Origin of the sequence: Photorhabdus australis DSM 17609 (genome assembly GCF_000711895.1) — a bacterium.
Classification (GTDB): Bacteria; Pseudomonadota; Gammaproteobacteria; order Enterobacterales; family Enterobacteriaceae; genus Photorhabdus; species Photorhabdus australis.
Genome location: NZ_JONO01000011.1, coordinates 39696 through 54347 on the forward strand (window position 1 = coordinate 39696; position 14652 = coordinate 54347).

Genomic DNA, 14652 nt, shown 5'->3' on the forward strand with positions numbered 1-14652 from the left:
ATTGTTCTTGATGATACTCAAAAATAAATATCCTTTGCATTGGTGGGTGGTTCACGTAGTGAGCCATCCCACCTGTTAAGCCTTTTTTATTATGTGTATTAATCCAATCTCAATACTCTATTACATAATAAATACGCAATTGCCATGTCAAGTGAAAACAACCGCGATCAATAAAGAGGGTAAAGATTCCATTTAAGACCCATAGCTAGCTTTAGATTTTAATATTTTTATGCGGTGATTAAATCCATTATACTGCAAGAAATTAATGATGTCATTCTTTTTGAATTTACTCTTTGGACCCAATGTTATTTCTGAAATGGCATGTTTGGGGAAGGTAAATTCATAGTAAGATGTTAATTGATCATTGGATATTCTGTACTTTAAATCTTTAATTGATGATGACTCTGGATATTCATATCTTTCAATACCTAGAGTTTGATAAACCAATCTCATCTCTTTCTCTTCCTTAAATGCTGGGTTTTTAGTGATTGTATTTAAGTGAATGATATTGCTAATTAATTTATAAATGCATTTATCATATCGACTAAATCCCGATGATGTTACGATTTCATTCATGTAGTATTTTTTTATAAAGGAATATTTTGACAATATTGGTTCAACTAAACAATTAATTTCTGGAATATCCATATAATCAACATCGTTTAGAGTTAGTCGACACTTCGGGTCAATACTATTACCTATAATTCCATTATGGATATTAAGTTTTGCTCTATTGAATCCAATAGATACACCGAATCCATCTTTTGCATAAGCTCTCCATTGACTCAAAATATCCCCTGATTTTGATAGACAACAAGCAAATGGTGTCCCGATGGACATATTACTCTCTAGATGTGTTATTAACTGGTTAAAGCAGTTAGGATCGAGATTTCTAGATAAATAATTATTCAAGGCAGCATAAAACCACTTCTTTTCCATGTAGTCGTTCATGTGATCCATAGAGCTTAACCATAAACGCTGATTCTGAATAATGCTAAAAAAGGAATCAGGACTACAATAATGATAAATTATGCTCATCTTAATTAAAATCCCTATGTAAGAAATATTACTTATGATTTACTAGGTAATAATTAACCCGAATTCTGCTTAAGCCGTCATTGAAATATCTTTCTCTGAGTAGAAAATTTTCAGTGATGGTTTTTTCAATTTAAGGCTGTAAGCAATCAATCCACCTAAAACACACAACAGAAAGCCTTTTATACTTCGGTGGCGCGAGTGCTCAATTTGAGAAATGGTCTTTAATTGTCCATTAATTGTTTCTATGATAAATCTCTTTTTTAACATTAAGTTATTCCACTCAGACAGCGCTTGTGCTTTCATATTACGGCGTTTCTTCGTGATGAAAGTCACCCCGATTTTGGCTAAATTATCGGCCAGTTCCTGACTGAGATAACCTTTATCACCGTAAAGATAACCCGTTAACGATTTTGATAATTCGCGTACAGGCTCTTGAGCATTCACATTACCGGGAGTTACTTTTAGCGCGAGAATTTCGCCCTGATGGTTAACAACCAAGTGTAATTTGAAGCCGTAAAACCAGCCCATTGATGTTTTTCCGCGCTGGGCTATTCCCTTAAAAACCTTATGACGCGGGATACGGATGTTATGACAGACGCACAAACTCGTGGAATCAATAAAAGCAATCTTGGTCGGTTTTCCTTTTAATTGAGTCTGATAACTACATAGTGGGACCAAAACGGAAGGGGCAACACTAACAAAACGGGTATAACTGAGTAAGGTGGGGAAATCTTTGTGGTGATATTTCCAAATATGTTCCAGATAAAAATGTTTAAAATCACGGTAATGCGCCATATGAAAAAGGATCAAAATAGTCATGATTTCACTGGGATACATACGGCCTTGCCGATGGCGGTACCCTTTTTCGAAACAAAATAATTCCCATTGAGGAATGAAGAAGCGGCAAAAATCATCGACATCGCAGAAAATTTCAACTAACTTGTTCATAGCCTGTTCCTCCCCGGAGCTGTTTCGGCGAGCACCAAAACATTGCTCCTGGAACAGTCTTCACGTCAATTTCTTATCCAGAATTCGGGTTAACTTAATAATGATAGCGGCAGGCTGCTATCTGAATAGTGTCGGCGGTAATCGCATATACCAGCCGATGTTCTTCCGTTATGCGTCTTGACCAGAACCCGGACAGGTTGTGTTTTAATGGTTCAGGTTTTCCTTTGCCTTCAAAAGGGGTTCTGCGGATATCTTTAATCAAATCATTGATTTTTTTGACAAGGCGTTTATCTGTTTCCTGCCAATAAAGATAATCATCCCAGGCTTCTTCAGACCAGGTTAGCTTCACTCAATGATATCCTTTTCAATACCTCTCCCGGCTTTCAGACTTTCGATTGAATCTGAGAGTCTTCTGGCGTTGACCGGGGAACGTAGCAGATATGCCGTCTCTTCCAGAGAGTTATATTCTTCAAGCGATATAAGAACGCATGATTCACCATTCTGCCGGGTGATCAAAATCGGTGCATGATCCTCTACAGTTTTCACCATGGTTGCTGATAAATTCTGTCGGGCTTCGCTATAACTAATTGTGCGCATAAAAACCTCCTTCAATGTACTTGTTATTGTACAATGATTGGGGCGATTTCACCAGTGCTAAAACTCATGAACCAATAGTCAGTAGATGGTTGCCCGGGGTCATCCAGCGCCATTAAGTCATTGAGCGTCATGCCGATAGGGTACCGGATAATTCCCCGCCGTTATCCGGTAAAAGTGTGACCGGGGTAACGGAATTAGCTTCGCCAGCCGGACAGGTCATCTCCCTCGACCTGTTGCCAGTGGATGCCGCGGATGAGCCAGTCAAACTGGGCGGGCGTCATCACCCAGCTGCGCTCGCCCTGCTTCGGCCAGACAAAATGGGCCCGGTGCAGACGGCGGGTACACAGCCAGACGCCGTGTCGGTTCCAGCGCAACACCTTGAGGCGGGAGCGGGCCTTGTTGCAGAAAACAAAAGCGGCTTCGTCCTGCCAGCGTAAATTCAGTCCCTCAAGGTGTTGGGTCAGGGCATCGATGCCCCGACGCATATCGACGGGCTCTCGCACCAGAAAGAGCTGTTGCGGTTTCAGCATTGGGCCAGGACCCGCATCACGTCAGGCAACAGCGTCAAGGGACAGGCAACGGCATACCCGTTTGGGGTATGCAGGGTGACGGTGTGCGCGTCGTCAGGCTGGAGTGAAACTGGCAAGATGGCGGGCAGTGTCTGGCTGAGAGGTTGGGGGATGTTGTTACTGTCGGCAATTCAGTCGCGGAAAGAGGAAAAACTCAGCTGATGCTGTTCACAATGTTGTTTTCGGGTCAGGCCACTGTGGCGCCATTGGGTCACATGGTGTTGTTTTTGCTCCGGGGTATATTGGCTACGGCTCATGGTGTCAGTCTCCAAATGAAGATAAGGAAGCGGTAGCGTGCAGGGGCCAGAGGGGAAGAACAAGGTGAGATGACCGGACGTTTACCGCTATTTATTCATGCCGGGAATGCTAAAGGTAATCTTCCAGAGCTGAGCAACATAGGCCACGATTTCATGGGTGTGATGGAAAAGATGTTGAGATAATTGGTTGATTAAAAAATCAGTTTGTTCTCGGGAAAGTAAACTATAGACCCGCCATTATCAGATTTAAGTTTACCGTGATTAAGGTAATCACTGATATGGCGGTCAACGGTGGTCTGATGGAGTCGCAATGCCTGGGCTATCATCACAGAACTCCCCCCTTCAGAAGCCAGAAGGATAGCTTTTATTCTGTCTCGTACCTGACCATCGTGAGTGGTGTCGTGAAGCAGGGCCGGATCTCATATTTTTAATATGGTTATTATGAGTAAAAATAACTCTTCACATGCTCAACAAACACACAAAAGAGATATCAAAACCTATCAATAAAATCATATTGAATATGCGAAATTATCAATATCAGTGTGACGATTGATTTTTATACAAAGTAGAATCCCGCCCTGTGTCGTGAAGACGTTCAAGTTTGATTTTTTGTTCTGATGTAATAAATATTTTCATAGCAAGGATAATGATCTCCATTTCGGATAAAATCAAGCATCTTCAATGAGTACGGGTATATATTGATTTATTTTATAAATCGTTGTGGATTTCTATTTAAAACATAAATAATTAGAATAGTTGTTACAGTACCACTTCCGATCATCCCGGCTAACCAATTATTCCCATTTAATCCTAAGATTAAAGAGATAAACAAAGAGATAAAAGTAAGTAATAATCCATAACTTTGTCCTCTGATACTTTTTCTTACCATTTGTTCTAAGGCAACTTTTTCCATCTCTTGTCTGTGTTTTTGTTGTTGTTCGATCAGGGTTAGAAATCGATCAGCAGCTCCTTTTGTATGTTGTTCATAAAGCTTTAATATCTCTGAATCAGGAAGTTGATAATATAATGGGTTGGTATCACCTTGATTAATTATTTTCGGATGTTTTCTGTTTATTCTTTTGATCATATATCGTCTCTTTCCTTGTAGATAATATGATTTCATCATTGAATTGCTTTAATACAACAGCAAAGTCTGCACGGACTTTATCCAGATCATCTGCTAAAGTATCAACATCACTCTTTGATGGAATAAGGTCAAAATAGTTTATGTTTGGCATAATATCAAATTTTGGTGAAATTGATCTTAATTTATTAAAATATTGTATGAAAATGTTCATCATATTACCTGTATTATTAGTTGGTTCTATTAGTTAAATGACTTATTTACAATTATATTTTATTGATTTTTGATTGGAGAATGATACCTGATAAATAGATTTATTTCATAAAAATATTGCGAGCTGGTTCAAAAATAGGGCTGAAAATAATGGAGTATAATTTCATGCAAGGTAATGATTAATCGTTCATATAGAACTATTAATGAGTATGATTTAAGACGGAAAGTATCAGAATATGCTATAGTGCCGGCTGGTTTTCGCTTATATTTTGGGAATCTTATGTCTTATCAATGCCCCTTATGTCACCAATCTTTACTGCTCACTCGACAGCAATGGCGTTGTGAGAATAATCATCAGTTTGATTGTGCTAAAGAAGGGTATGTCAATCTGATGCCCGTTCAGTATAAAAGGTCTAAAGAGCCGGGGGATAGTCCGGAAATGATGCAATCAAGAAGAGCGTTTTTGGATGCTGGATATTATCAGCCATTACAGCAACGAGTTTCGGAATTGTTGGAAAAATATCTGCCAGAGGATGCAGAGAGTTTATTAGACATAGGATGCGGAGAAGGTTATTACACTGCTTCAGTTGAAGCACAGTTAAGTAAGAATCGTAATCTTAAAATCTATGGGTTAGATGTTGCTAAAATCGCGGTTCGTTATGGTGCTAAGCGCTATCCTGCTGTCAGTTTTTGTGTTGCGTCGAGCCATCGTTTGCCATTTGCTGATAAATCGCTTTCCGGGGTGTTAAGGATCTATGCACCTTGCAAGGCGGAAGAGTTGGCAAGGGTAGTTAAGTCACAGGGAATTGTGCTGACAGTTACTCCAGGTCCTCGCCATCTTTATCAACTAAAGGAGTTAATTTATCAAGATATTCATCTTCATCCATTGAAGACAGAGCAATTAGCCGGGTTTGAATTGATAACTGATGAGTCATTGTCTTATCTAATGAAATTAGATGGAGTACAAGCATATCATTTATTACAGATGACACCATTTGCCTGGCGAGCAACAGAAGATGTAAAAAAAGGATTAGCAGATAAAGCGCTGTTTGAATGCGAAACTGATTTTATATTGCGGATTTATCAACGTTTTAAATGATCAGGATTGTTGCCCAAAATATAGTGTTTGACAGATAAATATTTTGGGCTAGTGGTGTTATTTCGCGTACATAAATAATTCGAGATGCTCAAATAAAATATTGAAGCCAATTGCGATCAAAGTAAGTCCGCCAATAAGTTCAGCACGTTTGCCTAATAGTGGGCCAATATAGCGGCCAATTAGCATCCCCAATGTTGCCATAATCATTGTCATCATACCAATAGCCATTGCCGTATGTACGATATTGACCTGAAGAAAAGCGAGTCCGAAACCAATTGCCATTGCATCCAGACTGGTAGCAATAGCGGTTGTTATCAAGACCATTGAATTGTGGCGACAAGGTGGTTCACATTTTCCTTCCTGACTTGCTTTAAAACTATCTGTAATCATTCTACCGCCTAGAATGAACAATAGAGTGAAAGCGATCCAATGATCCCACTCCATAATATATTGGCTGGTATAAAGCCCTATAAACCAGCCAATTAGTGGAGTACAAGCTTCCACTACACCAAATATCAGACCAGTACGAATTGCTTCACGAAAATGTGGTCTATGCAGTGCGGCCCCTTTACTGATTGCTACAACAAAAGCATCCATTGAGAGTGCTAAAGCTAAGATAAGGGTTGCGTATAGGTTCATCAAAATAGCCTCGGCTGGGTGTTTCCATATACATATAACCCATCCCCAACCAATGATGTGTTATATGCCTATGGTCTTGCCAACCTTAAAGGCTACCCGTACCACGTTTTAATTTTTAAACGAGTATGTTGATACGGGTTTTTCAGAGAAATTAACTCAATCATTTTTCTGAAACAGGCTACTCCCCATGACTTTCTTAAAGATAGCATAATAACTTAAAAAGAGTAAATAATATTATTTTTTGGGGTTAAAATATGATATCGATAATAATTATCATTATCTGTCATATGGGGGGAAATAAAAGCCAGCATAGAGCTGACTGTTTATTATCTCTCTATCTATTATTAATTCTTATCTATCTGTTTTCAATGAGGAATTTATAAATCCTTTCTAAATCATCAAGTTGATAGACAGAGATATATAATTTTTTATTTTCCAGACCAATAACCAGAATACCATCTTCAGATAAATTTATGGTTTTTATCTGGTCGTAAGAAATAAACGTATTTACATAGAAAAAGCCATTGCTTTTAAATAACAATTTAGGTGAGCGTATGTAGGCAATATAAATAGTCACCAGGATAGTAAATAACAATAAGTATGTGGTTAAACGACTACCATGAGAAGTGATGTTATTATAAACAACAATAAGTATCAGGATAATAAAGATGAAAGCGTCAATTCTATGTTTTCTTTTTAACTTTATTTGTAAATAAGTTTTTCCTTTCAGCAAATTAACCACAAATTCATCATAGATAGCGAAAATCAGCATTAGTACGATTAATCCAACTAATACCATATCATTGAGGCTCATTCTTTAATCCCTGTTTTGTTGTAAAAAAGAATAATGTGGGGAGGAATTCCTCCCCGTATGATTAATGGGATGATATACCCGTTATTTTTCAAGTTGCTTCTTTAGTTGGCTGTACTCACTCACCCCGGTCACCTAGTTATCTATACCCTTCATCTTTCAAGCTGCGGTTTTGTTGGCTGCGTTCACTTACCCCAGTCACATAGTTATCTATGCTCCTGGGGATGCGTTCTCTTGCCACCGCCCTGCAACTTGAAATCTATTGGGTATATGCTCCCGAGGATTCGCTCCCTTGCCGTCGCGATGCATCTTGAAATCTATTTGGGTATAGTTTTATAGGCCGAGGAAACCAAACCTGGCGCCAATAATCCCCAGAATGAAGAAGCCGATAATAATCCAGAGGGCATTGACTTTATGCCGCAATAGCCACATACAGGCAAATGTCAGTAAAAGTGGTACAAGGCCCGGCATCAGTTGATCAAGGATATTCTGAACCGTTGTGATTGTTTTTTCACCTGTTTGTTGGTTAGGAATTTCTGATACAACCAGTGGAATATTCACTTTCGTCCATTTATTGACCAATGCTCCCATGACAAATAGACCAAGGATCGATGCCCCCTCTGTCATTTTTTGCAGGAAGCCACCGCCCATATCCTGAACGATATTAATCCCTTTCTTATAGCCGTAGGAAATGCCTGAGTAGAGAACTAACAGGCGTACTAAGTTGAATAAAAAGAAGAATAGTACAGGCCCAAGCCAGCTACCACTCATCGCGAGACCTGCACCCAGAGCAGCAAACACCGGGCGGACTGTGCCCCAGAAAATTGGGTCACCAACACCCGCCAGTGGCCCCATCAAACCGACTTTGATGCCGTTGATAGCACCATCATCAATTGTCGCTCCATTAGCCCGCTGCTCTTCCATTGCCATAGTGACACCCAATACCGGTGCGACGACGTAAGGATGAGTGTTAAAGAATTCAAGATGGCGTTTAATCGCTTGTTTACGCTCATCGGTATTTTCTGGGTACAGACGGCGAAGGGCTGGAACCATAGAAAAACAGAAACCCAGTGCTTGCATGCGTTCAAAGTTCCATGAACCTTGGAATACATTAGAACGGAGGAATACACCACGGATATCGCTTGGTGTCAGTTTTTTCTGGTCTGCTGTCTGAGCAGTCGTTTTTGTTGTATCTAACATGTTGCTCATCCTCTTTAGTCTAATTCGTTATCAAGGTCGTTATTGGTGTGTCCAGGGGCAGCAGTAACCACCTGAGATTTGTTGTATTTAGGGCTGAGTTGAATGTATAGCACTGCCATCACAATACCAATGATACCTAATGCTACCAGGTTGAACTCAGTAAATGCCGCAGTAACAAAACCGAGATAGAAGAATGGCATTAAGTAGCCAGCACGCATCATATTGATGACCATTGCATAACCCACAACCACGATCATACCACCCGCAATATTCAGGCCGTTTGTTACAACCTCAGGGATAGAGGCGAGCAATTGCTGAACTTCGTTGGTTCCAACGGATAGGGCAACAATCAAAGCAGGGATGGCGATACGCATGGCCTGAAGCAGTAATGCGGATAAATGGATAAAGCTGATAGCCCGAAGGTTGCCATGTTCTGCTGCATTGTCAGCGGCATGCTGGAATGCAACTGTGATGGTACGTACAATGATAGTCAGCACTTGTCCTGCGGCTGCCAAAGGAATTGCCAGAGCGATACCTTCACCGATATCTCGGCCGCCGGCGATGACCAAAATAGTTGAGATGATTGATGCTAAAGCTGCATCCGGAGCAATTGCGGCACCGATATTCATCCAGCCAAGTGCGATCATTTCCAGCGTACCGCCGATAATGACACCTGTTGTCATGTCACCGAGAATGATTCCGATTAAAGTACAGGCCACAAGTGGGCGATGGAATTGAAATTCATCAAGAATGGAATCCATACCTGCGATACAGGCCACGATGAATATCAATGAAATTTGAACAACGGTAATTTCCATTGTTTGTCTCCTGTAACCAAATTAAATTTGGTGAGAAATTTTTGTCATTGAGTAATAGTTAAATTGCTCTAGTTTAATTTTCGTTTTTGACCTTCTGGATCAGATCCATCATTTGCAGACGGGTGTCACTGGCAACTTTACGGGCTTCAAGCTCAATGCCGCGTTCATCCAATTTTTTGAAGGCTTCAATATCGGTTTCGTCAACAGATATTGCGTTGTTAACTTGTGTTTTTCCCTGTCGGTATGCCATTCCACCAATGTTTACAGAAGTGATATTGACCCCATTTTCGACTAGACGTAGAACATCTGTTGGATTTGTAAACAACAACATGACACGTTCATTAGCATATTTTGGGTTGTTATAAACTCGGATACATTTTGCGACATCAACAACGTGAGCACTGATCCCCGGTGGTGCAACCTGTTTTAATAAGGTAGAGCGGACAGTATCGGTAGCAACTTCGTCGCTGACGACAATAATCCGTTTGACGTTAGTTTCTTTTGTCCAACGGGTAGCAACCTGACCATGAATAAGACGGTCATCAATGCGGGCCAGTGCAATTTTCATATGACCACCGGTTGATGGTGCAGATGTAAATGCAGCAACGGGGGTTACAGGTTTGGCAGGTTCAACTTTTTGCGGTTCTTCTGTTTTTAAAGCCCGGATACCTTCTTTCCCTGTTTCCAGGGCGACTGAGACCAATTCTTCTAGAGATGGGTTATCATCGCGGCACATAAAGGCTTCAACCAGCATCGGGACGTTAACCCCAGTGATAATCTCATAATTCTCGTTATCTACAGCGATACGATTAGCTGCATTGAATGGACTTCCTCCCCATGTATCAACGAAAAATAGTACACCTTTTTCTGTGTCAAGCTTTGCCAGTTTACTGTTGTATTTTTCAAATAAAGTATCGGCATTTTCACCAGGAACAAAGTCAATATAAGAAACATTTTCTTGTTCTCCAATTAACATCTCTGCAGTATGAAGCAGTTGCTTAGCCGCAGCCCCGTGTGTGCCAATCATAATGGCTATACTCACCTCATTTTCCCCTCTGTTTTGTATGTAAACGCAGAATAATTACAATTTACTCCAATAATTTTGATGAATCATTCCTCCAATAAAAAATTTATTTGTATAAATAATAGTCTTTTGTTGGTTGGGTGCCTGAATATTTGGCTTGATTTAGACTTTTATCTCTTACTGACTGAGAAAACACCCCGTTAGATTAGCATCAGAACTACTATAGAAAAATTGCTATCAGTCAGAAAAAATGAAATAGGTGAACATATTAGCAAGAAAATAATTTAATAAACTAAATATTGTCGAATTTATTTATAATTATCTTAAATTTAATTTAAGTTGGATATTAATTTTGTTCCTGGTAACATCTTATTAATTTAAAATTAAAAATATATTCATCTTTTTTGGTTGAAAAACGGACTTCATTAAGTTTTGGATAAAAAATATCCCAACCATGAGGTAGGGATATATTCATCAAGAAGAATGTGCTACTTAAAAAGCAGATTATTTATTTGGTTAATCACACTGAACTTTAATTGCTAAACCACCGCGGGATGTTTCACGATATTTAGCGTTCATGTCTTTACCTGTTTCGTACATGGTTTCAATAACTTTATCGAGAGAAACGCGTGGTTCACTAGTACGACGTAAAGCCATACGCGCGGCGTTGATTGCTTTTACTGAAGCAATGGCATTTCTTTCAATACAGGGCACTTGTACTTGGCCAGCAACTGGGTCACAAGTGAGGCCGAGGTTATGTTCCATGCCGATTTCAGCTGCAATGCAGACCTGTTCTGCGCTACCGCCAAGCAGTTCAGTGAGACCAGCAGCTGCCATTGAACAGGCAACCCCAACTTCTCCCTGACAACCCACTTCCGCCCCAGAAATAGAGGCATTCATTTTATACAGAATGCCAATAGCACCCGAAGCTAGAAAATAGCGGATATAAAGCTCTGGTGTTACAGGTTCAATGCAATGGTTGTAGTAAGCAAGTACGGCGGGAACAATGCCACAAGCGCCATTAGTGGGGGCTGTAACAACACGTCCACCAGCAGCATTTTCTTCATTGACTGCTAATGCAAACATGTTTACTAAATCCACGACATTCATTGGATCGTTAGAGAGATTGTTTGATGCAGTTAACATACGGTGTAGTGCCGCTGCACGGCGTGGTACGCGCAGTGGGCCGGGCAGAACGCCCTCTGTGTTCAGGCCACGTTCAATACAAGCCTGCATGGTATCCCAAACATCAGCGAAATAGGCATTAATTTCCTCTTGGCTGTGGAGATCCAATTCGTTTTTCATCATTAAACCAGAGATCGATAGTCCGGTTTTATTACAATTCATCAGCAATTCTTTTGCTGAACTGTATGGATATGAAACGGGTTTGGTATCCTGAGATGGTTTACCAAAATGTTCTTCATCAACAATAAAACCACCACCAATTGAGTAGTAGGTCTTGCTATAAACTTTTTTGTCACCCGCGAATGCATGAATTTGCATACCATTTTCATGCAGTGATAGGTTATCACTACGGAAAACCATGCCACTGTCGCGTGGAAAATCGACTTCATGTAAGCCATTGGCCAGCTTGATACGCTGAGTTTGCTCTACATCACGAATAAAACCGGGGATCGAATCAATATCAACAGTTGCTGGCAAGTTGCCTGCCAGTCCCATGATAATGGCTATATCCGTATGGTGGCCCTTACCGGTTAATGAGAGTGAGCCGTAAACATCGACGGCTACACGCGTGATAGAAGGCATTAGTCCCTGGTTTACCAGATCGTCGACAAACTGTTTGCCGGCTTTCATCGGGCCAACCGTATGAGAGCTAGATGGGCCGATACCGACCTTAAACATGTCGAAAACGCTAATCACGCCAGACTCCTTAAAAAAGATAGAGATATAGTTATATATATTGAGGTACGCTACTTTACTGTGATTTAGTAGTGTTGATAAGGGAGTTTACAGTTTTTTTTGAATTATGATAGCAATGGTGATAAAAATGGACGAAAAAAACACAAATTGATTATTTCTGATGATACAGATCAAGTCTGAACCTGTTGAGCCAATTGATGAATGATAGCTGCTGTCAGGCCCCAGATAAGTCGCCCTTGATACCAGTAAAAATAGATGCGATGTTGCTGACCACGGCGGTTAACATCAAGGTAATGATAGCTCGAAAGTGAAAGTGCCTCGGATAAAGGGACTTCGAATATACTGGAAACTTCTGTTGGGTTGCGGTGAAAAGACAATTCTGGGGGTAATAACCCGATAATGGGTGTCACCAGATAACCGCCAATGCTGTCTAAGGGCATGAGTTGTCCCAAAACTTGGACTTTGTGATGGGGTATGTTGACTTCTTCCTCTGCCTCTCGCAGTGCTGTAGCAATTATTGATTTATCTTCAGGATCAGCAGCACCACCGGGAAAGGCCACTTGACCGGAATGTGATCGTAAAGTGGTAGAGCGCTGCGTCAGTAATAGCGTTGGTTTCGGTTTGCGGATGATCGGTAATAATACCGCTGCATGGCGGCGGTTATTTGCAGGCCGTTTAGGATGAGATGGGCGTTGTAACTGAAATCTGTTAATGAAATCAGAGAGTAGTATCATATTGGTTTTATTTTCCCTAATGGTGGCAAAATACAGTTCAATTTATCAAATGTCTCTTGATATTCTTTTTCAGCAATACTGTCCGCAACAATTCCACCACCAGCCCAACAATATATTTTTCCTTTCTCGGTCAATAGGGTACGAATAGTGATATTGCTATCCATTGTGCCACAGAAACTGATATAGCCAATTGAACCACAATATCCATGTCTGCGGTGAGGCTCTAATTCTTCTATTATTTCCATTGCCCGGATTTTCGGAGCACCAGTGATAGAACCTCCGGGAAAGCAGGCTCTTAATAAATCTGTAGCATGCTGTTCATTTGGTAGTGTTGCGGTAATTGTGCTGACCAGATGATGAACGGCAGGGAATTGTTCAACAATAAATAGTTCAGGTACTTTAACTGACCCCGGTGTGGCTACCCGGCCAATATCGTTACGTAACAAATCGACGATCATCAGGTTTTCGGCTCGATCTTTTTTCGATGTTGCTAGTTTTTCAGCCTGTAATGCATCTTTTTCAGCATCATTTAAACGCGGTAATGTTCCTTTGATAGGACGAGTTTGAATTTGATTATTTTCCAGGAATAAGAAACGCTCAGGAGAGACACTGATCATGCTGTTTTCTGGTAAACGGATAAAGGCAGAAAAAGGGGCACGATTTTTCTCATTAAGTTTCGTGAATGCCAGCCATTCATTGCCTTGATAATCAGCGCAAAACCGTTGTGACAGATTAACTTGATAACAATCACCTTCTAATAGATAGTTGTGAATGCGGCGGATTTTTTCATTGTATTGCTCCACACTCATATTTGACTGCCAATCGCTGGTTAGAGTAAAAGTTGTTTCTGACGAATTTTTATGAGACATAAGCCAGTTTAGACGTGCATTAACATCACTGTGACTTAATAAAGTCACCTTTTTTTTGTGATGATCGACAATCAAAGCCCAGTCATAAATACCTATTGCCATATCTGGAAATGACAACTCATTTTTAGCTTGTGACGGTAATTTCTCAATACGACGTCCAAGGTCATATCCCCATTGGCCCAATGCACCACCCTGAAATGGTAAATTAGGATTAAATTTTGCTGTGAGATTTAAATTTTCTAGCTGTGTTTTTAACAGGTAAAAGGGATCTTCTTCAGTAATATAGTTAGTACCATGTTCATTTATTTCGGTTGATTTACCGTGACAGAGAAGCGTGATCAGTGGATCTGCAACCAGAATATCAAACCGGTTATGGGCATGGTTTGCAGAGCCGGAATGGAGCAGCATTGCCCAAGGCTGGTTTGAAATCGGCGCGAAATAGTTGATAGCGATATCTGATTGATAAGGTAATTGTCGTTTTTGCAATGAAGTATTCATCATGGTGTCAGTTTTAACAATAGCAACGTAAGAGTTGGCATTAATTATTAATCGTCAGAGATTAGCATAGAAATTCACTCCTCACTGAGTTAAAAATCGCTATACTCTTGGTCATTGATCAATTTATTGAGGTTATTCTCGTGTTTTCAGGTATGCCAACATTATCTCATCAGGAACAACAACTGGCAGTGGAGAAAATTCAGCAATTGATGGCTGAAGGAATGAGCAGTGGAGAGGCTATTGCGTTGGTCGCACAGGAGCTTCGTGAGAAGCATAGGGGACAAGAGCAGGTTAATGTCGTGTTTGATGATTAAAAATGAACATAATTAAATTATTTATTTAACAATAATCACACATTTTTTTTACCTGACAT

18 protein-coding genes, 1 pseudogene and 1 riboswitch are annotated in these 14652 nt (G+C 40.3%); of the genes and pseudogenes, 2 read left to right on the forward strand and 17 right to left on the reverse strand.

Annotation, left to right across the window (positions count from 1 at the left end):
* Positions 1 to 192: 192 nt before the first annotated feature.
* The 9 genes and pseudogenes from BO26_RS05625 to BO26_RS23670 all read right to left on the reverse strand — a co-directional run bounded on the left by BO26_RS05625 (position 193) and on the right by BO26_RS23670 (position 4647).
* The gene (locus tag BO26_RS05625; protein WP_051690884.1) at positions 193 to 1038 is read right to left on the reverse strand and encodes a DUF2971 domain-containing protein; all 846 of its coding nucleotides are present in this window, start codon (positions 1036 to 1038) and stop codon (positions 193 to 195) included.
* Between the two features lie 69 nt (positions 1039 to 1107).
* Positions 1108 to 1986 (reverse strand): IS982 family transposase, encoded by an 879-nt coding sequence (locus tag BO26_RS05630; RefSeq protein WP_036769746.1) that lies wholly within the window; start codon positions 1984 to 1986, stop codon positions 1108 to 1110.
* 94 nt (positions 1987 to 2080) lie between these two features.
* On the reverse strand, positions 2081 to 2335 hold the full coding sequence (locus BO26_RS05635) for a Txe/YoeB family addiction module toxin (RefSeq protein ID WP_036769747.1): 255 nt from the start codon (positions 2333 to 2335) through the stop codon (positions 2081 to 2083).
* On the reverse strand, positions 2332 to 2583 hold the full coding sequence (yefM, locus tag BO26_RS05640) for a YoeB-YefM toxin-antitoxin system antitoxin YefM (RefSeq protein WP_036769748.1): 252 nt from the start codon (positions 2581 to 2583) through the stop codon (positions 2332 to 2334). Before yefM ends, BO26_RS05635 begins: the two co-directional genes overlap by 4 nt.
* A 194-nt stretch (positions 2584 to 2777) precedes the next feature.
* Positions 2778 to 3113 (reverse strand): IS66 family insertion sequence element accessory protein TnpB, encoded by a 336-nt coding sequence (tnpB, locus tag BO26_RS05645; protein WP_036769750.1) that lies wholly within the window; start codon positions 3111 to 3113, stop codon positions 2778 to 2780.
* A gap of 170 nt (positions 3114 to 3283) precedes the next feature.
* Positions 3284 to 3409 carry an IS66 family insertion sequence element accessory protein TnpA gene (gene tnpA / locus BO26_RS24435; protein ID WP_268870606.1) on the reverse strand — a complete coding sequence of 42 codons (126 nt, stop codon included), beginning with the start codon at positions 3407 to 3409 and terminating at the stop codon, positions 3284 to 3286.
* Between the two features lie 90 nt (positions 3410 to 3499).
* Positions 3500 to 3819: pseudogene (locus tag BO26_RS22670) on the reverse strand (helix-turn-helix domain-containing protein); the annotation flags it as partial.
* A 293-nt stretch (positions 3820 to 4112) separates the two neighbouring features.
* On the reverse strand, positions 4113 to 4496 hold the full coding sequence (locus tag BO26_RS05660; RefSeq protein WP_036769752.1) for a DUF2335 domain-containing protein: 384 nt from the start codon (positions 4494 to 4496) through the stop codon (positions 4113 to 4115).
* Complete coding sequence (locus tag BO26_RS23670) at positions 4456 to 4647, reverse strand: hypothetical protein (RefSeq protein ID WP_036769880.1); 192 nt, start codon at positions 4645 to 4647, stop codon at positions 4456 to 4458. The genes BO26_RS05660 and BO26_RS23670 overlap by 41 nt, the downstream gene beginning before the upstream one ends.
* Positions 4648 to 4986: 339 nt before the next feature.
* On the opposite strand from BO26_RS23670, the gene rlmA reads away from it, so the two are divergent.
* Complete coding sequence (gene rlmA, locus BO26_RS05670) at positions 4987 to 5805, forward strand: 23S rRNA (guanine(745)-N(1))-methyltransferase (protein WP_036769882.1); 819 nt, start codon at positions 4987 to 4989, stop codon at positions 5803 to 5805.
* A 57-nt stretch (positions 5806 to 5862) separates the two neighbouring features.
* Here the strand turns inward: rlmA and mntP are convergent, their stop codons facing one another.
* The 8 genes from mntP to pabB form a co-directional block, all read right to left on the reverse strand.
* Positions 5863 to 6444 carry a manganese efflux pump MntP gene (gene mntP, locus BO26_RS05675; RefSeq protein WP_051690885.1) on the reverse strand — a complete coding sequence of 194 codons (582 nt, stop codon included), beginning with the start codon at positions 6442 to 6444 and terminating at the stop codon, positions 5863 to 5865.
* Between the two features lie 6 nt (positions 6445 to 6450).
* Positions 6451 to 6642, reverse strand: a riboswitch (yybP-ykoY riboswitch).
* 157 nt (positions 6643 to 6799) lie between these two features.
* Entirely contained in the window at positions 6800 to 7258 is a 459-nt protein-coding gene (locus tag BO26_RS05680; protein WP_036769755.1) for a DUF986 family protein, read from the reverse strand.
* 330 nt (positions 7259 to 7588) lie between these two features.
* Positions 7589 to 8455 (reverse strand): PTS mannose transporter subunit IID, encoded by an 867-nt coding sequence (locus BO26_RS05685; protein WP_036769757.1) that lies wholly within the window; start codon positions 8453 to 8455, stop codon positions 7589 to 7591.
* Between the two features lie 14 nt (positions 8456 to 8469).
* Positions 8470 to 9273 (reverse strand): PTS mannose/fructose/sorbose transporter subunit IIC, encoded by an 804-nt coding sequence (locus BO26_RS05690; RefSeq protein WP_036769760.1) that lies wholly within the window; start codon positions 9271 to 9273, stop codon positions 8470 to 8472.
* A gap of 73 nt (positions 9274 to 9346) precedes the next feature.
* A complete protein-coding gene (manX, locus tag BO26_RS05695) occupies positions 9347 to 10315 on the reverse strand; it encodes a PTS mannose transporter subunit IIAB (RefSeq protein ID WP_036769761.1) in 969 nt (322 codons plus the stop codon).
* A 498-nt stretch (positions 10316 to 10813) separates the two neighbouring features.
* On the reverse strand, positions 10814 to 12178 hold the full coding sequence (locus tag BO26_RS05700) for an L-serine ammonia-lyase (protein WP_036769764.1): 1365 nt from the start codon (positions 12176 to 12178) through the stop codon (positions 10814 to 10816).
* Between the two features lie 170 nt (positions 12179 to 12348).
* Positions 12349 to 12912: a CoA pyrophosphatase gene (locus tag BO26_RS05705; protein ID WP_036769766.1), complete on the reverse strand. Its 564-nt coding sequence runs from the start codon at positions 12910 to 12912 to the stop codon at positions 12349 to 12351.
* Entirely contained in the window at positions 12909 to 14279 is a 1371-nt protein-coding gene (gene pabB / locus BO26_RS05710; protein WP_036769767.1) for an aminodeoxychorismate synthase component 1, read from the reverse strand. The genes BO26_RS05705 and pabB overlap by 4 nt, the downstream gene beginning before the upstream one ends.
* 140 nt (positions 14280 to 14419) lie before the next feature.
* Between pabB and BO26_RS21945 the strand changes: the two genes are divergently transcribed.
* Entirely contained in the window at positions 14420 to 14593 is a 174-nt protein-coding gene (locus BO26_RS21945) for a YoaH family protein (protein ID WP_071823700.1), read from the forward strand.
* The last annotated feature ends 59 nt before the right edge of the window (positions 14594 to 14652 follow it).